The following is a 20,268-nucleotide window of genomic DNA, read 5'->3' on the forward strand; positions in this document are numbered from 1 at the left end:
GGGTCGGCCTCGAAGGCGGCCTTTGGGGGTCGGGCGGTCCGGCGGCGGCCCCGCCGCCTTTTCCCGCCCGTCGAATTGGGATAACCATGCTATCTAACCCGGTGACGCAGGATAGACAAACCTGACCGTTCCGAACAATTTTCCTCATTGCGCCGCCCGACGGATTCGATGCTGCAATCGCTCACACGGTACATCTTCTGGCAAACGGCGGTGCCCTTCGCGATCGTCACATTCGTGCTGACCGGAATCATCTGGCTGACCCAGGCCCTCAGGATGCTGGATGTGCTGATCTCCCAGGGGCAGAGCATTCTCGCCTATTTCGACCTGACGGTTCTCGCGCTGCCCAGCACGCTGGCCATCGTCCTGCCCATCTCGCTGCTTTGCGCGGTGCTTTACGCCCTTCACAAGCTCATCAGCGACAGCGAGGTGGTGGTGATGTTCTCCGCCGGGATGAGCATGTGGCGGGTGGCGGTTCCCGTTCTTGCCGTGGCGGGCGCCGTCTCGGTCGTGGTGCTGGCCCTCAACATCTATGTCGCGCCGGCGGGCCTTCGCGAGTTGAAGAGCCGGCTTTACGAAATTCGCGGCGATGTCGTCACCACCATGCTGCGCGAAGGCACCTTCACCAATCCGACGGAGGGCCTCACGGTCTATGTCCGCGAGCGGTCGAGCGACGGCACGGTGCACGGCATTCTGGTGCAGGACAGCCGCAACAAGATGAAGCCGACCACCTATCTGGCCGAAACCGGCAGCCTGGTGAAGAGCCCCGCCGGGCCCCGGCTCGTCATGTTCAACGGCAATATCCAGCGTGTCGAGCGGACCGACGACGGCGAGAGCGGCCCCGTCACCCTGCTCTATTTCGACAAATACACCTACGACCTGTCCTCCTACATCCAGCAGGAGCCCGATTATTACAACGAAGCCCGGGAGCGCTATTTCAGCGAGCTCGTGAACCCCGCGCCGGACGATGCCTATGCGCAGCAGTTCCGCACCCAGCTTCTGGCGGATGCGAACGACCGCATATCGAATGCCATCTATCCCCTGCTTTTCGCGCTGGTGGCGCTGGCCGCGCTCCTGCCCGCCCCGTTCAGCCGCCGGGGCTACGGCATGCGCATCGCATTGGCGGCGGGCATTGCGCTGTTCTTCCGCGTCCTGGCTTTCGGGATCGTGAGTTCGGCCGCCACCGCGCCTGCGACGATCCCGGTCATGTACATCGTTCCGCTCCTGGTCTGCGCCATGGCCGCGGCGGTGCTGTCGGGCGTTCCGGTGGAGGGGAAAACCATTGCCGGGCTCAACGCGGTTCGCGCCATGATCCGTCACCCGCGGCCGGGGAGCCATAGCCGATGAATCTCTCCTGGACGCTTTCGGCCTATTTCGCCAAACGCTTTCTCACCACGGCGCTGTTCACCTTCGGCCTGTTCCTGTTCATCATCTACATGATCGATCTTGTAGAGCTGATGCGCCGGGGTGCGGAGCACGAGGACATTTCCTTCGCCTTTCTGGCCGGCATGGCCCTTCTGGACCTGCCGCGCGTGGGCAATGCGACCATGCCTTTCGCGGTGCTGTTCGGCGCCATGGCGTGCTTCCTGAGGCTGAGCCGCAGCAACGAACTCGTCATCGCGCGCGCCTCGGGTATTTCCGTCTGGCAGTTTCTCGCGCCCGCCATTTTCGTGGCTTTCACGCTGGGGGTCATCGTCATCACGATCTACAACCCCATATCGGCCACCATGGCCTCGCGATTCGACCAGCTCGACGCGACGCATCTGAAGGGCCGGTCGAGCTTCATGGCGGTATCGGATAACGGGCTCTGGCTGCGTCAGGCCGACGGGAGAGGCCAGGCGGTGATTCACGCCACGCGGATCAGCGATGCCGGGCTGACGCTCGATCAGGTCATCTTCGTCCTTTACGGCCTCAACGACGAGTTCACGGGCCGCATCGACGCCAAACAGGCGGTCCTGCGCGACGGTTACTGGGCGCTGTCCGACCTCTGGATCGCGCGCCCCAATCAGGCGCCGGTGCATATGGACACCTTCCAGCAGCCGACCTCGCTCACACGCGAGCAGGTGCAGGAAAGCTTTGCGAATCCCAACACGATTTCGTTCTGGGACCTGCCCCGCTTCATCGAGACCGCCGAGGCGGCCGGCTTCACGGCGCGGCGCTACAAGCTCCATTTCTACGAAATTCTGGCGACGCCGCTGCTGCTATGCACCATGGTGCTGGTCGGATCGGCCTTCTCGCTGCGCATGAACCGCTTCGGCGGCATGGCCCAGTTGGTGATGGGCGGCATATTTTCCGGATTTATCGTCTATTTTCTGTCCGACCTCTCGCTCGCACTCGGCCTATCGGGCATATTGCCCCTCTTCCTTGCGGCGTGGGCGCCATCGCTTATGGTCCTTTTTTTGGGGCTTGCGGTACTGTTCCACCTTGAGGACGGTTAAAGACCAGACGAATCGCGGGGGACTGCCATATCCTCCGGCCGCGCATGACAGAGGGGCATCAGGGGGCTGAAGCAGCACGTGACACGGGGTGGAACGAACAAAATCCGGCACGCGCTGAGTGCTGCGACCCTCCTGCCGGCAACCCTGCTGGCGGGCTTTGCTTTGGTCGCCGTCCCGGCCTCGGCCCAGGACGCGCGGCCGCAATCGGAAATCGCCAAGAACAAGAGCTTCCCGGAATCCGGCGAAGTGCTCATGCTCGCCGACGAACTCGACTATGACCGCAACGCCCGGATCGTCACGGCAAGGGGAAATGTCGAACTCGCCTATGGCGAGCGCGTCCTGATCGCCGACAAGGTCGTCTATGACGAAAACGCCGACATCGTGACCGCCGATGGCAATGTGGCGCTTCTCGATCCCGGCGGCGACGTCGCCTTTGCCGACCATATCGTTCTGCGCAACGAGATGAAGGACGGCGTCGTCACCACCCTGCGCATCCTGATGGCGAACAACGCAAAGCTCGCGGGCAACGACGTCGTCCGCAAGGACGCCAACATCACGACGCTGCACAAGGGCGTCTACAGCGCCTGCGACGTCTGCGAGGAAAAAGGCCAGACGGAACCCGTCTGGCAGATCAAGGCCTTCCGCGTTACGCACAACAAGGAAGAAAAGCAGATCGTCTACGAAGACGCGCGGATGGAACTCTTCGGCATCCCCGTCCTCTATACCCCCTATTTCTCGATGGCCGATCCGTCGGTGAAGCGCAAATCGGGCTTCCTCGCGCCGAGCTTCGCGAATTCCAACGATCTCGGAAAACAGGTCGAAACGCCGTATTTCTGGGCCATCGCCCCCGACAAGGATTTCACCTTCTCGCCGCGTTACACCTCGCGCCAGGGCATCGTCTACAAAGGCATCTATCGCGAGCTGTTCAGCAACGGCCGGATGACGCTCAACGGCAGCGGCACCTGGCCCCGGGACAAGACGCTCGGTACGCCCGGCGAGGAAAATTTCCGCGGCAGCTTTTTCGGTAACGGCAGGTTCCGTCTGAACGACCATTGGAGCTGGAGCTTCCGGAGCGAGCTCACGACGGACGAAACCTATCTGCGCAAATACGACCTTTCCGGTGCGACCGACCTCGTCAACAACCTGTCGGTCGACTACGCGAACGGCCGCAACTGGTTCACAACCGACCTCTACGCCTTCCGGGGCCTGCTCTCTTCCGACAACTACGACACGACGCCCTGGATCGCGCCGCATATGAAGGGAAGCTACACCCTTCCCTCGCAGGTGCTGGGCGGTACGCTCTCCTTTTCCGGCGATGCGCTGGTGCTGGGCCGGAACGACGGCCCGAACATGCGCCGCCTGTCCACCCAGATGGACTGGAACATGAGACGGACGACCGAGGGCGGTTTCGTCTACCGGCTGTTCGGCAATCTGCGCGGCGACGTCTATTCCGTCGAAAACATCGAGGATCCGTCGAACCCGGGCGTGACCTTCGACAACACGACCCTTTTCCGCGGCCTGCCGACGATCGGCTCCGAAGTCAGCTATCCGCTGGTGCGCAACAGCGGCGGCCTGCGCGAAGTGCTCGAACCCATCCTGCAGCTCATCTATTCGCCCGACATCGGCAATACGGTGAAGCTGCCCAACGAGGATTCGCTCAGCTTCGAGTTCGACGACACCAACCTCTTCTCCGAAAACCGGTTCCCCGGCCTCGACCAGTGGGAAACCGGCACGCGCCTGAATGCCGGTATGCGCTATTCGCTCTTCTGGGGCGAACAGGGCCGCGCCAGCGCGCTGATCGGACAGAGTTACCGCCTCGACGAAAATACGAGTTTTTCGTCTGCCAGCGGGCTTCGCAACGAACTTTCGGACGTGGTCGGCCGGATCATGCTGTCGCCGTCGTCGAACTGGCTGATCGTGCATCGCTTCCGGGTCGGCAGCGAGAGTTTCAAGCTGCGCCGCAACGAAGTGAATGCCTATGGCCGCTACGGCCCGGTGAGCGCCCAGCTCGGATATGCCTATTTCGCCGCCGACCAGTTCAGCACCTTCACGCCGCGCGAGGAACTCGTGCTGGGATCGGTCGTCCGCCTCGACGACTACTGGCGCCTGTTCGGACAGACCCGCCGCGACCTCTCCAATCACCGCGCGGTCAACAACAGCGTCGGCGTGGGATATTCGGACGAGTGCCTCGACATCTCGCTGGGATATTACCAATCCTTCACGCGCGACCGCGACATCGAGCCGGAAAATTCCTTCATACTGCGCCTGACCCTCGCGACCCTCGGGGGCATCGAGGGGTGAGGACGAGCAAGCGCCAGGATCGCCCGACGAGATTTTCATGACGATGCAACATCAAGGGGCTGTATCGCCAACCTACTGAAATCGGACAGTTTTTTCCGATTGTCGGCCAGGTTGATCGGACACTCAATTCCAGTATTCTGTGCCCGGGTTTCTGGGCCGACCATCGGACGACACGTCCGCCGTGAGAAAGCAGCCATGACGAAAGAGATTGCCGTTCGCGAGACACCTGCCTTTCGGCGGGGCGTTGCCATGCCGTTTTTCGCAAGGATTTTCGGGCTGGCCTGTCTCGTCATTCTGACGGGCGGTCTGCCTCGCGCCGCATCGGCCCAGGAGGCCGCCACTGGCGCTTCCAGAGGTTCGCTGAGCCAGGGCATCGCCGCGGTCGTGAACGACGAAGTGATTTCCAGCTACGATCTCAACCAGCGCATCAAGCTCGTATTCGCCAGTTCCGGTATTCCCGACACCCAGGAAAACCGGGACCGCATCCGGCCGCAGGTTCTCCGCAATCTGGTCGATGAGAGGCTGAAGGAACAGGAAGCCAAGCGGCTGAAGATCGATGTAAGCGAAGACGACATCAACGGGGCGTTCGAGCGGATCGCCAGCCGCTCCAACATGACGGTCGATCAGATCGGCAAGTTCCTGAAGGACAACGGCGTCGAAAAGAGCACACTGACCCAGCAGCTGCGCACCGACATTGCATGGAACAAGCTCGTGGGCCAGCAGTTCGGCGCACTGGTTTCCGTCAGCGACGGCGAAGTGCAGGAAGTACTCCAGCGGCTGCGCGATGAATCGGACAGCCCGAGCTACGATGTCGGCGAAATTCTCCTGACCTTCGACAATCCCTCGCAGGAAGCCGAGGTACGCGGCGGCGCCGAAAAGCTCATCGAGCAGATCCGCAAGGGTGCGCCCTTCCAGGCCGTGGCCCGTCAGTTCAGCCAGTCGGCCTCCGCGGCGAGCGGCGGCGATATCGGCTGGGTCCGGGCAAGCCAGCTTCCCGCACCCGTCGCCGATGTCGTCAAGGATATGCCGTCCGGCACGGTTTCCGATCCGATCCGTACCCGGAACGGTTATTACATCATCCAGCTTCGCGCGATGCGCCGCGGCTCCGGCGCCGATCCGCTGAACGACCAGTATGTGCTGATGCGCGTCTTGCTGCCGCTGACGCCCGATGCCGCGCCGCGTTTCGTCGCGCAGCGCGCCCGCGAAGCGGAAGCGTTCCGCTCAAGCGTCGACAGTTGCGAGGCCGCCCAGAAGAAGATCAACGCCTATGTCGGCGGCACGGCGGACAAGCCGCGCACGGTACTCGCCGGCCAGCTCGAGCCGCGCATGCGCAAGGCCATCTCCGGCCTTGAAACCGGCGATGTAAGCGAGCCCATCCGCTCCAATGTCGGTGTGGAAATGCTCGTCGTCTGCGGCTACAAGCCGGATGAAGGCGGCCTGCCCACGGCGGAGCAGATCGACAACAACCTCTATGAGCAGCAACTTTCCATGATGGCGCGGCGTCACCTGCGCGACCTGCGGCGCGATGCCGTCGTGGTGATGCGGTAGGATGCATGAACGCCTCCAGCGGCAGTTCGGACGACAGGCCCGCCCATGACGAAACGCCGCCGCTTGCCCTGACCATCGGGGAGCCGGCGGGCATCGGTCCGGAAATTTCTCTCAAGGCCTGGGGGCTGCGCGACCGGGAGGCCCTTCCCGCTTTTTTCGCCATTGGCGACGCGGCCTGCTATCGCGAAACGGCGAGCCGCCTCGGCGTCGACATTCCGGTCAAACGGATTTCGCAGCCGGGCGACGCCCTGTCCGTTTTCAAACATGCCTTTCCCGTGCTCGACCTTCCGCTCGCCACGGCGGCCCGGCCGGGCGAACTTGCGCCGGCGAATGCCGCCGCCGTCATCGGCGCCATCGACCTTGCCTGCGACCTTACGCTCAAGGGAGAGGCCTCGGGCATCGTGACGAGCCCCATCCACAAGCGCGTGCTTTACGAGGCGGGGTTCAAGCTGCCCGGCCATACGGAATATCTCGCCGAGCGGGTCGGCGGATCGCCGGTCATGATGCTCTCCTGCCCGGGCTTGCGCGTCGCCCTCGTCACCATCCATATGCCGCTCAAGGCCGTTGCCGAACATCTCTCGACATCGGCCATCGCGCAGACGGGCACGACGCTGGCCCACGCGCTGCGATCCGATTTCGGTATCGACGCGCCGCGCCTTGCCGTGGCGGCGCTCAACCCGCATGGCGGCGAGGAAGGCCATCTCGGGCGCGAGGAAATCGATATCATCGCCCCCGCCATCCCCCTTATCCGCGATACAGGCGCGGAGGTGACGGGGCCTCTCCCCGCCGACACGCTTTTCCATGAGCGCGCGCGCGAAAGCTATGACGCGGTTTTGTGCATGTATCACGATCAGGCCCTGATCCCGCTCAAGACCATCGACTTCGAGCGCGGCGTCAATACGACGCTCGGTCTTTCCATCGTGCGCACCTCGCCCGACCACGGAACGGCGCTCGATATCGCGGGCAAGGGTCTCGCCCATCCCGGCAGCCTCGTCGAGGCGATCCGGCAGGCGGGCGAAATCGCCTGGAACCGCAGGCGACGCACTGCCGGAGCGGGCGCATGAGCCAGGCCGTGCCGCCCGAGCTTCCGCCCATCCGCGAAGTGATGGAGCGTCACGGGCTCAGCCCCCAGAAATCGCTGGGGCAGAACTTCCTTCTCGACCTCAACCTCACGCGGCGCATCGCGCGGGCGGCCGGGTCGCTGGTCGGGCGGCAGGTGATCGAAATAGGTCCCGGCCCCGGCGGTCTCACCCGGTCGCTGCTGGAAGAAGGCGCGGAGCGCGTCATCGCGATCGAGATGGATCATCGGTGCATCCTCGCGCTGGAGGAGCTGTCGGCCGCCTATCCGGGCCGTTTGCAGATCGTCGAGGGCGATGCGCTGAAAACGGATATGCGGTCGCTTGTCGGCGGGCGGGCGCGGATCATCGCCAACCTTCCCTACAATGTGGGAACGCCGCTCCTCGTCAGATGGCTGCAGACCGAACCATGGCCGCCCTGGTACGAAACGATGACGCTGATGTTCCAGAAGGAAGTCGCTCAGCGCATCGTCGCCCCGCCCGGCAGCCGCGCCTATGGACGGCTCGGCGTCCTCGCGCAATGGCGGACCCATGCCCGCATTCTGTTCGATGTGGACCGGCGCGCCTTCACGCCGCCGCCTTCCGTCACCTCTTCGGTGGTGGAACTCATTCCGCGTCCCAAGCCGCTCGCGCCCGCCGACCCGAAAATTCTGGAGAAGGTCGTCGCCGCCGCGTTCGGACAGCGCCGCAAGATGATGCGCGCCGCGCTGAAGCCCATCGTGCGCGATCCCGTCGCGCTGCTCGAGGCGGCCCATATCGACCCGACCGTGCGCGCGGAGCAGCTTGGCGTCGAACAATTCTGTCAGCTGGCCGAAACCTTGCGTCAGCAGGCGTTTTAGCGGGCCGCCCATGTTGTGAGCGGGCCTGCGCCGTGTAAAAGTAGCGCGCAAAACAACCAGCCAGTCCAGTCGGGAGGCCATCATGAAAGCCGAAGCCATCGTCGAATACGGGGCGCCGCTCCAGGAAGTTACCCTGGACACGCCGGAACCGCAGGGAACCGAAGTCCTTGTGAAAGTGAGCCATTGCGGCGTCTGCCATTCGGACGTTCATCTGCATGACGGTTATTTCGACATGGGCGGCGGCAACAAGCTCGATGTCAGCGGCGGCCGCAAGCTGCCCTTCACGCTCGGCCATGAGATCGAAGGCGAAGTCGTCGCTGTCGGCCCGGACGCCGAAGGCGTGAAGGTGGGCGACCAGCGCGTCGTCTTCCCCTGGATCGGCTGCGGCGCCTGCGCCACCTGCAACCGCGGCGAAGAGCATCTGTGCAACAGGCCGCGCGCGCTCGGCATCACCGTGGCGGGCGGCTATGCCACGCATTGCATCGTGCCGCATCCGCGCTACCTGCTCGACTATGAAGGCGTGCAGGACGGGCTTGCCGCGACCTATATGTGCTCGGGCCTTACCGCCTACAGCGCGATGAAGAAGATCGGCGAGCTCACCGACGAAGAGCGGGTGCTGGTGGTCGGTCTCGGCGGCGTGGGCATGATGGGTCTCCAGTTCGCCAAGGCCATGTTCCCGGCCGCGCCGCTCGCGGCGGATGTGGACGAAAACAAGCTCCAGTCCGCCAAGGGGTCCGGCGCGCATGAGGTCTATAATCCGAAGGACGAAGACGCGCTGAAGAAGCTGCTCGCCGACACCGATGGCGGCGTCCCGGCCGCGGTCGATTTCGTCGGCTCGGAAGCCTCGCTGAAATTCGCGCAAGGCGCCGTGCGCAAGGGCGGCAAGGTGATCGTGGTCGGCCTGTTCGGCGGCGGCTTCTCCATGCCGATCCCGATGTTCCCCATGCGCGCCATTTCCATCGGCGGCTCCTATGTGGGCTCGCTGTCGGAAACGCATGAGATGATGGATCTGGTGAAGGCCGGCAAGATCGACCCGATCCCGGTGGCCGAGCGCCCGCTTTCGGAAGCCTCCAAATCGCTGGACGATCTGCGCGAAGGCCATGTGATGGGCCGCGTGGTGCTGAAGCCCTGACACGGCGAAAGGCCATTTGATCCAGCTCAAACGGGGCTCCGATAAACCCACAGATTAATTGTGGGTTCCGTTTGATCTGCCTCAATGAGCAGGCCCGGTTCCGGGACAAGCATGGCGTCCTCTCGTAACAGGAGGACGCCATGAATTTTTTGAAGCCTGCGGGTGCCGGTTTCTGCGCACTCACTCTCGCATTGGGCCTTTCCCTGTCCGCGCCCGCGGCCCGGGCACAGGATGACACCGGCACCGCCCCCCAGCCGGGCTACGGCATGATGAAGGGCTGGGGTCAGGGTGCCGGACAAGGCATGGGCCCCGGTATGATGGGGCAAGGCATGATGGGTCGGGGCATGATGGGCTCCGGCCAGATGGGCCAGGGCTATGGCCGCGGCATGATGGGCGGCTGCGGCATGATGGGCTCCGGCGGCGATTACGGCACCTATCTCGACGGGCGGATCGCTTTCCTCAAGGCCGAACTCAAGATCACCGCCGATCAGGAAACGGCCTGGAGCGAATATGCGGATGCGATGCGCACGAATTCGCAGACCATGGTCTCCATGCGCGGCACCATGATGCAGATGTTCCGCAATGGCGGTCAGGACCGTTCGGTGGTCGATATGCTCGATTTCCGGATCGAGGCCATGAAGGCCCGGCTGGAAACGCTGCAGGAGCTGAAGCCCGCCACCGAAAAGCTCTACAACGCCCTTTCCGACGAACAGAAGAAAACGGCCGACGACATCCTGCCGGTCATGGGCTGCATGTAGGCGGGAACCCGATAGCCGCCGTCATTGCGAGAAGCATAGCGACGAAGCAATCCACGCCCTGCCTTACGGCACTGGATGGCGTCGCTGCGCTCGCAATGACGACACTGTCGGGGAACGAGCCTCCCTAGAGTGCTTCGCGGATCTGCTTCACGAAGTTGGACAGCCCCGTCAGGCGGCTCAGGCGAAGGCGCTCGGCCCGCAGGATGGCCTGCAACTCGCCGAACGCCTTTTCCGGATCGTCATTGACGATGATGTATTCATATTCGGAATAATGGCTGATCTCGTCCGACGCCTTCGCCATGCGACGGGCGATGACCTCCTCGCTGTCCTGCGCGCGCGAGTGCAGCCGTCTTTCAAGTTCCTGCGCGGAGGGCGGCAGCACGAAAACCCTCACCAGATCGCCCTTGGCGCTTTCACTGAGCTGCTGCGTGCCCTGCCAGTCGATATCGAAAAGCACGTCGCGCCCTTCGCTCAGCGCCTCTTCCACGGGCGCCCGGGGGGTGCCGTAGTAATTGTCGAAGACCTTGGCGCTTTCAAGGAGGTCGCCCTTGTTGCGCATGATGCCGAAATCTTCCGTAGACAGAAAATAATAGTCCTTGCCGTTCACCTCGCCGGGGCGCGGGGCGCGCGTCGTGGCGGAAACCGACATGGCGATATTGGCGTCGCTGTCGAGCAGGCGGCGCGACAGCGTCGTCTTGCCCGCGCCGGACGGCGAGGACAGCACCAGCATCAGCCCCCGCCTCTTGATGTCGATCCCGCTCATGCGCTCGTCCCCCGTCACTCGATATTCTGGATCTGCTCGCGGAGCTGGTCGATCACGGCCTTCAGGTCGAGCCCGATCCGCGTCAGGCTCACATCCGCCGCCTTGGAACACAGCGTATTCGCTTCGCGATTGAATTCCTGCGTCAGGAAGTCGAGGCGGCGGCCTTTCGGGTCGGTGCCGGAAAGGAGCGCCCTCGCCTGCTCCACATGGGCGGCCAGACGGTCCAGTTCCTCGCGAATATCGGCCTTGGTCGCGAGCATCGCCGCCTCATGCGCGAGGCGATCTTCCGCGATGCCGCCATTGCCGTCGAGCAGTTCGTGAAGCTGCGCGGCCAGACGGTCGCGAATGGCCTGCGGGCTCGCGGCGGGCGCGGCGGCGGCATCCTTCGTCAGCCTTTCGATATCGTCGATCTGGGCGGAAACGAGCGCTTCGAGCTTCAGCCCCTCTTCCGCCCGTGCCATGGCGAGCGCAGAGGCCGCCTCGTCGAAGGACTTCACCAGCGCCGTTTCCAGCGCTGCCTTTTCCTCCGGGTCCGTTTCCGAGGCGTCGCCGGTTTCCAGCACGCCCCGGAGCGCCAGAATGCCTTCCGGGCGGGGCGGTTGCGTCTCATATGCGCCCTGGACTTCCTTCACCGCGTCGAGGACGACGGCCAGCGCCTCCCGGTTGAGGCGCAGCGGCGCGGGGGCCGCGCTCTGATCGATGGAAAGCGAGGCCTGGCAATTGCCGCGCTTGATATGCTTGCCCAGCGCTTCGCGCAGGCGCGGTTCCAACCCGTCGATGCCGGCGGGCAGGCGGAACCGGCAATCGAACGACTTGCCGTTCACGCTGCGCAGTTCCCAGTGCCAGCGCATATCGCCCAGCGCGCCGTCTGCGCGGGCAAAGCCTGTCATGGAGTTGAGCGACATCTGGGCCTCCGGGAATCGTGTCGGTCAGGGCCGCATCATAGCAGGCCCGACGAAAGGTATGGATCGCGCGGGCTAGTTGCCCTGCTTTCGGCGGCGTTCGCGCTCCACCTGCCGCCATTTGGCGACATTGCGGCGATGCTGCGCCAGCGTATCGGAAAAGACATGCCCCCCGGTGCCGTCGGCCACGAAATAGAGATGCCTGGTATCGGGCGGGTCGAGCACGGCGCGCAGAGAGGCCTCGCCCGGATTGCAGATCGGCGTCGGCGGCAAGCCGTCGATCACATAGGTATTGTAAGGCGTGGCCTTGGCGATTTCGCTGCGGCGAAGCGGGCGGCCCAGCGGTCCCTTGCCGCCGACCAGCCCGTAAATGATCGTCGGATCGGACTGCAGGCGCATCGGCCGTCTGAGCCGGTTCGTGAAGACGGAGGCGACCAGCGGCCGCTCTTCCGCCAGTCCCGTTTCCTTCTCCACGATGGAAGCGAGGATGACGGCGTCTTCCTTCGTTTTGACCGGAAGATCCTTCGCCCGTTCCGCCCAGAGCCTGTCGAGGAGCGCGTCATGCGCCTTTCGCATCCGCGTCACCATCTCGGCGCGGGTGGTGCCGCGGGTGAAGCTGTAGGTTTCCGGCAGCAGCGAGCCTTCCGGCGGCGTCTCGGGCAGCTTGCCCTTCAGCACCGGGTCCGCCGCGACGATCTTCATGATCTGCTCGCTGGTCAGCCCTTCCGGCAGGGTGATCCGGTGCTGGATCGATTTGCCCGCGCGCAGAATGCCGACGATCACGGCCATGCTGGCATTCGCGGGGATTTCGTATTCCCCCGCCTTCAGCGCGGCGTCCGCGCCCTGCAGCCTGACGCCGAGGCGGAAGATCATCTCGTCGGAAATGGCGCCCGCGCCTTCCAGTCGGCCTGCGATGTCGCGCACGCCGATGCCCTTGGGCAGCATCACCACCACGGGCTCGTCCGCCGGGCCCGGCGCCTCGTATTGCCATTTTCCGTAGAGAAAGAAACCGCCGGCCATCAGCACGACCAGCACGGGCAGGCCGATCAGGTGCCAGAGAACGAGCCGCATGAAGAAGCCGCGCGACGATGTCTGCGCGGCTTTTCCAGTCTCGTTCGTTTCCGGCTTGTCGGTCGGCTCGCTCAATCAGTCACCTTCTTCATGACGAGGGAGGCGTTGGTGCCGCCGAAGCCGAAGGAGTTGGAAAGCGCGTAATTCACTTCCTTGTCCACGGCCCTGTTGGGCACGAGGTCGATTTCGGTTTCGACCGCCGGATTGTCGAGATTGAGCGTCGGCGGCAGCTTGCTGTCGCGCATGGCCAGCAGGCAGAAGATCGCTTCCACCGCGCCCGCCGCGCCCAGGAGATGCCCGATGGACGATTTCGTCGAGGACATCGACACCTTGCTCACCGCATTGCCGAGCAGGCGCGAGACGGCGCCAAGCTCGATCGTGTCGGCCATGGTCGAGGTGCCGTGCGCATTCACGTAATCGAGGTCGGAGGCGGAGATGCCGGCGCGCTTCAGCGCAGCCTGCATGGAGCGGTATCCGCCATTGCCGTCCTCCGGCGGCGCGGTGATGTGATAGGCGTCGCCGGACAGGCCATAGCCGACCACTTCGCCGTAAATCTTCGCACCGCGTGCCTTGGCGTGTTCGTATTCTTCCAGCACGACCACGCCCGCGCCTTCGCCCATCACGAAGCCGTCGCGATCCTTGTCATAGGGACGCGACGCCTTGGTCGGCTCGTCGTTGAAGCTCGTGGAGAGCGCGCGGCAGGCGGCAAAGCCGGCGATGCCGAGACGGTTGATCGCCGATTCCGCGCCGCCCGCGACCATCACGTCGGCATCGTCCAGCGCGATGAGACGCGCCGCGTCGCCGATGGCGTGCGCGCCCGTCGAACAGGCGGTGACGACAGCGTGGTTCGGTCCCTTCAGCCCGTGCTGAATGGAAACGTAGCCGGAGGCGAGATTGATGAGTCGTCCGGTGATGAAGAACGGGCTCACGCGGCGCGGGCCCTTTTCCTTCAGGGTGATCGCCGTGTCGGCGATGCCTTCGAGGCCGCCGATGCCCGAGCCGATCATCGTGCCCGTGCGGCACTGATCTTCCTCGGAGGTCGGCTTCCAGTCCGCATCCTGAAGCGCCTGCGTGGCGGCGGAGACGGCATAGACGATGAATTCGTCGACGCGCTTGGCTTCCTTGGCATCCATCCAGTCGTCCGGATTGAACGCTCCTTCGCCTTCGCGCGGGATCGGCATGGCAATTTTGCAGGGAAGATCGGAAACGTCGAACTTCTCGATTTTCCGCGCACCGGACTCGCCGTTGAGAATCCGTTTCCAGGTCGTCTCGGCGCCGCATCCAAGCGGCGAGACCATGCCCACACCAGTAACGACGACACGTCTCATGCGCTTCGAACTCCCTTGCGACTTCACTCCCCCGGGGCGCGTTTGCTCGGCAAGGGCCGGAGGGGACGGAAGTCTGTATTATCCGCGGGGGCCGGTGCGGCTTCTATTGTCGCCGACCGGCCGCCACGAGAGGACTTTACGACTGGTTCGACTTCACGAACTCGATCGCATCCTTGACGGTGAGGATCTTCTCGGCGGCATCGTCCGGAATCTCCACGCCGAATTCTTCTTCAAACGCCATAACCAGCTCGACATTGTCGAGGCTGTCTGCGCCCAGGTCGTCGATGAAGCTGGCGTTCTCGGTGACCTTGTCGGCATCGACACCAAGGTGTTCGACGACGATCTTCTTCAGGCGTTCCGCGATATCTTCACTCATTCTCAAGTCCTCAGATCGTTGTTTTGACCGGCCCCGGTCCCTGGCGGTTATACCCGCTTCGGACCCCGAGGATTGCTCGCGATCGAATTCGGCAGAAAATCGTCCCCCTTCTGGCCCAGAAAAGGGCCTGGCCGCAAGCCAAATCGACGGCCTAGGTATCACATATTTCTGCCATGTACCAGATAGGGGTAATGCTGGTTACGCTAGGTTACACCCCTGAATTGCAACAGTTTTTTGGAGAACGGGGTCTCCGTCGTCAGATCATGGCCATGCCGCCGTTCACATGAAGGGTCTGGCCCGTCACGTAAGCGGCCTCGTCGCTGGCGAGATAAACCGCCGCGGAGGCGATTTCCCTGGCATCGCCCAGGCGGTCGGCGGGAATCGTCGAAAGAATTCGCGCCTTCTGGTCTTCATTCAGCGCATCCGTCATGGCCGAGCCGATGAAGCCCGGCGCAATGCAGTTCGCGGTGATATTGCGGCTGGCGACTTCCTGCGCGATCGATTTGGTCATGCCGATCATGCCCGCCTTGGAGGCCGCGTAGTTCGCCTGACCGGGATTGCCCGTCACGCCCACCACCGAGGTGATGCCGATGATGCGGCCCCAGCGGCGCTTCATCATGCCGCGCATGACGCCGCGCGAAAGGCGGAAGGCGGCGGTGAGGTTCACGCGAATGACCTCGTCCCACTCCTCGTCCTTCATGCGCATGAAAATGTTGTCGCGCGTCAGGCCCGCATTGTTGATGAGGATGTCCATGCCGCCCATGGCTTCTTCCGCCTGTTTGGGCAGCGCGTCCACGGCCTCGCCGTCGGCGAGATTGCAGGGCAGCACATGAGTGCGTTCGCCAAGCTCGGACGCCAGCCCGTCCAGCGCGTCCTTGCGCGTGCCGGAGAGCGCCACGGTCGCGCCCTGCGCGTGCAGCGCCCGGGCAATCTCGGACCCGATGCCACCCGACGCGCCGGTCACGAGCGCGCTTTTACCGGTGAGGTCGAACATTCTCTCCCCTTTCGTCTCTTTCCCTGTCTGGGCGTACTTGTCTGGGCCTATATGGGCGCTCAGAGCGTCTTCAAAAAGGTTTCGACATCGGCGGGCGTGCCGACGGCCGCCGTTTCGGCTTCCTTGGCGATGCGTTTTGCCATGCCGGTCAGCACCTTGCCCACGCCGACTTCCACAAGCTGCGTCACGCCCTGCTCCACCATATAGAGAACGCTTTCGCGCCAGCGGACCATGCCCGTCACCTGCTCCACCAACAGGTTGCGGATGGTTTCGGCATCGGCGACGCGCGAGGCGGTGACGTTCGCGACCAGCGGCACGGCGGGCGCCTGCATGGCGACCTCGGCGAGCGCGGCTTTCATCTCGTCGGCGGCGGGCTGCATCAGCGCGCAATGGAAAGGCGCGCTCACCGGCAGCAGCATGGCGCGCTTGGCGCCTTTGGTCTTGGCGATTTCGGCGGCGCGTTCGACGGCGGCCTTGGCTCCCGAGATCACGACCTGCCCCGGCGCATTGTCGTTCGCGGCCTGGCAGACCTCGCCCTGCGCGGCCTCCTCGGCCACTTCCTTCGCCACGTCGAAATCGAGGCCGAGCATGGCGGCCATCGCGCCCTCGCCCACGGGCACCGCGCGCTGCATGGCCTGGCCGCGCAGCTTCAGCAGGCGCGCGGTATCGGCGATGGTGAAAGCGCCCGCGGCGGCAAGCGCGGAATATTCGCCCAGCGAGTGACCGGCCACGAAAGAGGCCTTGTCGGCCAGCGCGAAGCCGCCTTCGGCTTCCAGCGTCTTCATGGCCGCGACGCTCACCGCCATCAGGGCGGGCTGTGCGTTTTCGGTAAGGGTGAGTTCGTCTTCCGGGCCTTCCCACATCAGCTTGGTGAGGTTCTGGCCCAGCGCGTCGTTCACTTCCTCGAAGACCTCGCGGGCGGGCGCGAAGGCCTCGGCCAGTTCCTTGCCCATGCCGACCGCCTGGGACCCCTGCCCCGGAAAGGTGAATGCGCGCGTCATCCCTGCTCCCGTCTTGTCTGTTTCCATCCGGCCTGATCGGCCGGTTTCCGCGCGATGGCGTTGCCCGAAACGGCACATCCCCCGCGAAGCGCCAAGAGATACCGGCAAAGAGACCCAAGTCAAGCAGCGCGCGGCAATTCACGGCTTGCGCGGATTGGACCGAAGGCGGCGATCGTGAGAAACTGCGTTCGTACTCTTTCGGATGAGCATTGCCCGCAAGGAGTTCCCCAGGTGAGCGATATCGACATCAAGCCCCGCCCCCGGACGAGAACCCGGACCCGACGGCCGAAGCTCCACAAGGTCATTCTGGTCAATGACGACTTCACGCCGCGCGAATTCGTGGTGAAGGTTCTTATGGGCGAGTTTCGCATCGCCGAGGCGCAGGCCCATAAAGTGATGATAACGGCGCATCGCAAGGGCTCCTGCGTCGTGTCCGTCTATCCGCAGGATGTGGCGGAAACCAAGGCGACCCGGGCGACCGAGATGGGCCGCGCACAAGGCTATCCCCTGCTTTTCACGACCGAGCCCGAGGAATAGGCCTTTCGGCCCCGAAACCCCTTGCGTTGAAACGCCTTTTTTGTATATTCCGCGCTTCCGAAGGCCCTGGTTGGAGGCTGAACGGCGCACCGGCGGATTTCCGCCGGCAGGACTGAAGAAGGTCCGGGCTCCGGTGTCTCCGCTTCTTTGGTGGTCCTTTCGAGCCTTTCTCCGCTGTCTACAGCGTATTTCCGGGGCTCAAAGGGGGCTTTGCGCCGGGGCCGGATACAAATGAGGAAGGCTCTATGGCTCTCTACGAGCATATTTTCATTGCGCGACAGGACGTGTCGCAGCAGCAGGTCGAGCAGCTGCTCGAACAGTACACCAACGTCATCAAGGAAAATGGCGGCTCGGTCGGCAAGACCGAGTATTGGGGCCTGCGCAACCTCGCCTACAAGGTGAAGAAGAACCGCAAGGGTCACTACACGCTCATGAACATCGACGCGCCGCATGCCGCGATCGCGGAGATGGAGCGTCAGATGGGCCTCAGCGACGACGTGCTTCGCTTCATGACGATCCGCGTCGAGGAACATGAAACCGAACCGTCCGCCGTCATGCAGAATCGTGGCGGCCGCGATCGCGACGACCGCCGCGGCGGCCGCGACGACCGCCGGGGCGACCGGGGTCCGCGCCGCGACGACGGCCCTCGCCGTGAAGACCGCAACGCCAATTCCGAAGGGGGTAATGCCTGATGAGCAGCGCACCGCAACGCCGGCCTTTCTTCCGCCGCCGCAAAACCTGCCCGTTCTCCGGCGCCAACGCCCCGAAGATCGACTACAAGGACACCAAGCTCCTGCAGCGTTACGTGTCCGAGCGCGGCAAGATCGTGCCGAGCCGTATCACCGCCGTATCGGCCAAGAAGCAGCGTGAACTCGCCCGTGCCATCAAGCGCGCGCGTTTCCTCGCCCTTCTGCCCTACGTGATTTCCTAAATCCCGGCTGAAGGAGACGCCAACATGCAAGTCGTACTTCTGGAACGGGTGGAAAAACTCGGTCAGATGGGTGACGTCGTCAAAGTGAAAGACGGCTTCGCCCGCAATTTCCTGCTCCCGCGCGGCAAGGCGCTGCGCGCGACGAAGGACAATCTCAAGCGTTTCGAAGAGCAGCGCGCCCAGCTCGAGGCCCGCAACCTGGAGCTTCGCAAGGAAGCCGAACAGGTCTTCGAAAAGGTCAATGGCGAGAAGTTCATCGTCATCCGTCAGGCCGGCGACACCGGCATTCTGTACGGGTCGGTCAGCACCCGCGACATCTCCGATGCGATGACGGTGGGCGGCTTCTCGACGCACCGCAATCAGGTGCAGCTCGACAAGCCGATCAAGAATCTCGGCCTGCACGACGTTCGCGTCGTCCTCCATCCTGAGGTGATCGCCACGATCAGCGTGAATGTGGCCCGTTCGGAAGAAGAAGCCGAACGCCAGGCACGCGGCGAAGACGTCACCCAGACGCAGGACGAAGACGATGAAGACGTCGAGGCCGCCGAGTTCTTCGAGGACGAAGAGCTTGCTCCGGCCGAGGAAGGCGCGGAAGAGGCCGAGGCCGAACCCGCCGATTCCGAAGAGGAAACGCCGGCAGGCTGACTTCTCTGAAGTCTTCAAAAGACCAAGGCGTCCCGGCCGAAACCGGGGCGCCTTTTTCGTTTCAATGATCTAAGTCAACGATTTGCCAAGTTACGAAGCTTTTTAGAACCACTCTTGCAAATGGCAGCGGTTTAATTTTTCATAGTTAAGCGAACGACCGGTCCACCACTCTTTGAGGGGGTACCATGCTGCTTCAGTTACTTCTCAAAATGGTCGTCAAGAAGGGGTCGCTGACCCTGATCGATGCGAACGGCAAGACGACCACATTCGGGAATGGCGAGGGAGAGACAGTCATCGTCCGAACCCATGACGGGAAAGTCGGACGGGAGATTGCGCTCAATCCCTATCTCAAACTGGGCGAAGCCTATATGGACGGTCGGCTGACCGTGGACCCGCCGCATACCGTCTACAATCTCATCGACATACTGACGAGCAGCCTGGGCAACGATTATGCGGGCCCGCTCTTTCGTATGCAGGCCCGGCTGCGCCGGCTGAAGCGGCGGATCGACCAGCACAATCCGGTCGGCAAGGCGCAGAAGAACGTCGCCCATCACTACGATCTCGACGGCGGCATCTACGATCTGTTTCTCGACGCGGACAAGCAATATTCCTGCGCCTATTTCGCGCATCCCGACATGACGCTGGAAGAGGCGCAGCTCGCCAAGAAGCGGCATATCGCGGCCAAGCTCAAGATCGAGCCGGGCATGCGCGTATTGGACATCGGCTGCGGCTGGGGCGGCATGGCGCTGACGCTGGCGGAAGAATGCGGCGCGGACGTGGTCGGCGTCACCCTCTCGAAAGAGCAGCACGCCGTCGCCACGAAGCGCGCAAGGGAGCGCGGGCTTGAGGACCGCGTGGACATCCGCCTTCAGGATTATCGCGAGCTCGACGAGCAGTTCGACCGCATCGTGTCGGTCGGCATGTTCGAGCATGTGGGCGTCGGCCATTACGCCGAATATTTCAACGCGGTGCGCAACCTGCTGACGGATGACGGCGTGGCGCTCATCCACACGATCGGCCGTCTCGACCCGCCGGGCGCCACCAATGCGTGGATCGCCAAATACATCTTCCCCGGCGGCTATATCCCCGCACTCAGCGAAATGTCGGCGGCGGTGGAAAATGCCGGCATCTTCATGACCGACATCGAAATTCTCCGCCTCCACTATGCCGAGACGCTGCGCGAATGGCGGCGGCGTTTCATGGCCCATTGGGACGAAGCCAAACGCATCTATGACGAACGCTTCTGTCGGATGTGGGAATTCTATCTGGTCGGCTCGGAAACCTCCTTCCGCAATGAAGGCATGGTCAATTTCCAGATGCAGATCTCCAAGAAGATCGACGCCCTGCCCATGACGCGCGACTACATGCTCGAAGACGAGCACAGGCTCGGTACGCCCCGGACGATGGAAAGACTGGCGGGCGACTGACAACTCGATTGCATCCGTCATCCGGAACGGGCGCCGCGCCGGAAAGCCGGACGGCGCCCTTTCCGAATCGCTTTAAGATCGTCGCTTATCCACAGCTTTGTTCACGTCTCGAAACGAGGCGTATCGCCGGATTTTGGCGCGCATTCGGGATTTGCTCACAGCCTGTGAAAAACATAGCTGTTAAGGAACTGAATCAGAGCGCTT

20 protein-coding genes are annotated in these 20,268 nt (G+C 63.5%); 13 read left to right on the forward strand and 7 right to left on the reverse strand.

Annotated elements, in window-relative coordinates; translation table 11 throughout:
• Positions 1-168: 168 nt before the first annotated feature.
• From lptF to FHS78_RS16805, 8 genes are all read left to right on the forward strand, one after another.
• Entirely contained in the window at positions 169-1,344 is a 1,176-nt protein-coding gene (gene lptF / locus FHS78_RS16770; protein WP_167095530.1) for an LPS export ABC transporter permease LptF, read from the forward strand.
• Positions 1,341-2,435 carry an LPS export ABC transporter permease LptG gene (gene lptG, locus FHS78_RS16775; protein ID WP_167095531.1) on the forward strand — a complete coding sequence of 365 codons (1,095 nt, stop codon included), beginning with the start codon at positions 1,341-1,343 and terminating at the stop codon, positions 2,433-2,435. Before lptF ends, lptG begins: the two co-directional genes overlap by 4 nt.
• Before the next feature lie 78 nt (positions 2,436-2,513).
• Positions 2,514-4,736: an LPS assembly protein LptD gene (locus FHS78_RS16780; protein WP_167095532.1), complete on the forward strand. Its 2,223-nt coding sequence runs from the start codon at positions 2,514-2,516 to the stop codon at positions 4,734-4,736.
• A gap of 195 nt (positions 4,737-4,931) precedes the next feature.
• Entirely contained in the window at positions 4,932-6,284 is a 1,353-nt protein-coding gene (locus FHS78_RS16785) for a peptidylprolyl isomerase (protein ID WP_167095533.1), read from the forward strand.
• Between the two features lie 5 nt (positions 6,285-6,289).
• Positions 6,290-7,348 carry a 4-hydroxythreonine-4-phosphate dehydrogenase PdxA gene (gene pdxA, locus FHS78_RS16790; RefSeq protein WP_167095534.1) on the forward strand — a complete coding sequence of 353 codons (1,059 nt, stop codon included), beginning with the start codon at positions 6,290-6,292 and terminating at the stop codon, positions 7,346-7,348.
• On the forward strand, positions 7,345-8,199 hold the full coding sequence (gene rsmA, locus FHS78_RS16795) for a 16S rRNA (adenine(1518)-N(6)/adenine(1519)-N(6))-dimethyltransferase RsmA (protein ID WP_167095535.1): 855 nt from the start codon (positions 7,345-7,347) through the stop codon (positions 8,197-8,199). Before pdxA ends, rsmA begins: the two co-directional genes overlap by 4 nt.
• Positions 8,200-8,281: 82 nt before the next feature.
• Positions 8,282-9,331: an alcohol dehydrogenase gene (locus tag FHS78_RS16800; RefSeq protein WP_167095536.1), complete on the forward strand. Its 1,050-nt coding sequence runs from the start codon at positions 8,282-8,284 to the stop codon at positions 9,329-9,331.
• A 140-nt stretch (positions 9,332-9,471) separates the two neighbouring features.
• A complete protein-coding gene (locus FHS78_RS16805) occupies positions 9,472-10,089 on the forward strand; it encodes a Spy/CpxP family protein refolding chaperone (protein ID WP_167095537.1) in 618 nt (205 codons plus the stop codon).
• A 124-nt stretch (positions 10,090-10,213) separates the two neighbouring features.
• Here FHS78_RS16805 and gmk read toward each other — a convergent pair whose 3' ends face one another.
• The 7 genes from gmk to fabD form a co-directional block, all read right to left on the reverse strand.
• Positions 10,214-10,852 (reverse strand): guanylate kinase, encoded by a 639-nt coding sequence (gmk, locus tag FHS78_RS16810; protein ID WP_167095538.1) that lies wholly within the window; start codon positions 10,850-10,852, stop codon positions 10,214-10,216.
• A 14-nt stretch (positions 10,853-10,866) separates the two neighbouring features.
• The gene (locus FHS78_RS16815) at positions 10,867-11,757 is read right to left on the reverse strand and encodes a YicC/YloC family endoribonuclease (protein ID WP_167095539.1); all 891 of its coding nucleotides are present in this window, start codon (positions 11,755-11,757) and stop codon (positions 10,867-10,869) included.
• Positions 11,758-11,829: 72 nt separating this feature from the next.
• On the reverse strand, positions 11,830-12,900 hold the full coding sequence (mltG, locus tag FHS78_RS16820) for an endolytic transglycosylase MltG (RefSeq protein ID WP_246220563.1): 1,071 nt from the start codon (positions 12,898-12,900) through the stop codon (positions 11,830-11,832).
• Complete coding sequence (fabF, locus tag FHS78_RS16825) at positions 12,897-14,153, reverse strand: beta-ketoacyl-ACP synthase II (protein ID WP_167095540.1); 1,257 nt, start codon at positions 14,151-14,153, stop codon at positions 12,897-12,899. The genes mltG and fabF overlap by 4 nt, the downstream gene beginning before the upstream one ends.
• A 136-nt stretch (positions 14,154-14,289) precedes the next feature.
• Entirely contained in the window at positions 14,290-14,529 is a 240-nt protein-coding gene (locus FHS78_RS16830) for an acyl carrier protein (RefSeq protein ID WP_167095541.1), read from the reverse strand.
• Positions 14,530-14,785: 256 nt separating this feature from the next.
• Positions 14,786-15,523 (reverse strand): 3-oxoacyl-[acyl-carrier-protein] reductase, encoded by a 738-nt coding sequence (gene fabG, locus FHS78_RS16835; protein ID WP_167095542.1) that lies wholly within the window; start codon positions 15,521-15,523, stop codon positions 14,786-14,788.
• A 59-nt stretch (positions 15,524-15,582) separates the two neighbouring features.
• On the reverse strand, positions 15,583-16,524 hold the full coding sequence (fabD, locus tag FHS78_RS16840; RefSeq protein WP_167095543.1) for an ACP S-malonyltransferase: 942 nt from the start codon (positions 16,522-16,524) through the stop codon (positions 15,583-15,585).
• Positions 16,525-16,755: 231 nt separating this feature from the next.
• Here fabD and clpS point away from each other — a divergent pair, with 231 nt between their 5' ends.
• From clpS to FHS78_RS16865, 5 genes are all read left to right on the forward strand, one after another.
• Positions 16,756-17,061, forward strand: coding sequence for an ATP-dependent Clp protease adapter ClpS (clpS, locus tag FHS78_RS19480; RefSeq protein WP_167095544.1), 306 nt, complete (start codon positions 16,756-16,758; stop codon positions 17,059-17,061).
• Between the two features lie 245 nt (positions 17,062-17,306).
• Positions 17,307-17,753: a 30S ribosomal protein S6 gene (gene rpsF, locus FHS78_RS16850; protein WP_167095545.1), complete on the forward strand. Its 447-nt coding sequence runs from the start codon at positions 17,307-17,309 to the stop codon at positions 17,751-17,753.
• Entirely contained in the window at positions 17,753-17,992 is a 240-nt protein-coding gene (gene rpsR / locus FHS78_RS16855) for a 30S ribosomal protein S18 (RefSeq protein ID WP_167095546.1), read from the forward strand. The genes rpsF and rpsR overlap by 1 nt, the downstream gene beginning before the upstream one ends.
• A gap of 24 nt (positions 17,993-18,016) precedes the next feature.
• Positions 18,017-18,637 (forward strand): 50S ribosomal protein L9, encoded by a 621-nt coding sequence (rplI, locus tag FHS78_RS16860; RefSeq protein ID WP_167095547.1) that lies wholly within the window; start codon positions 18,017-18,019, stop codon positions 18,635-18,637.
• Between the two features lie 185 nt (positions 18,638-18,822).
• The gene (locus FHS78_RS16865; protein ID WP_167095548.1) at positions 18,823-20,064 is read left to right on the forward strand and encodes a cyclopropane fatty acid synthase; all 1,242 of its coding nucleotides are present in this window, start codon (positions 18,823-18,825) and stop codon (positions 20,062-20,064) included.
• Positions 20,065-20,268: the final 204 nt, after the last annotated feature.

It is taken from the genome of Parvibaculum indicum (assembly GCF_011762095.1).
In the GTDB taxonomy this organism is placed as follows: Bacteria; Pseudomonadota; Alphaproteobacteria; order Parvibaculales; family Parvibaculaceae; genus Parvibaculum; species Parvibaculum indicum.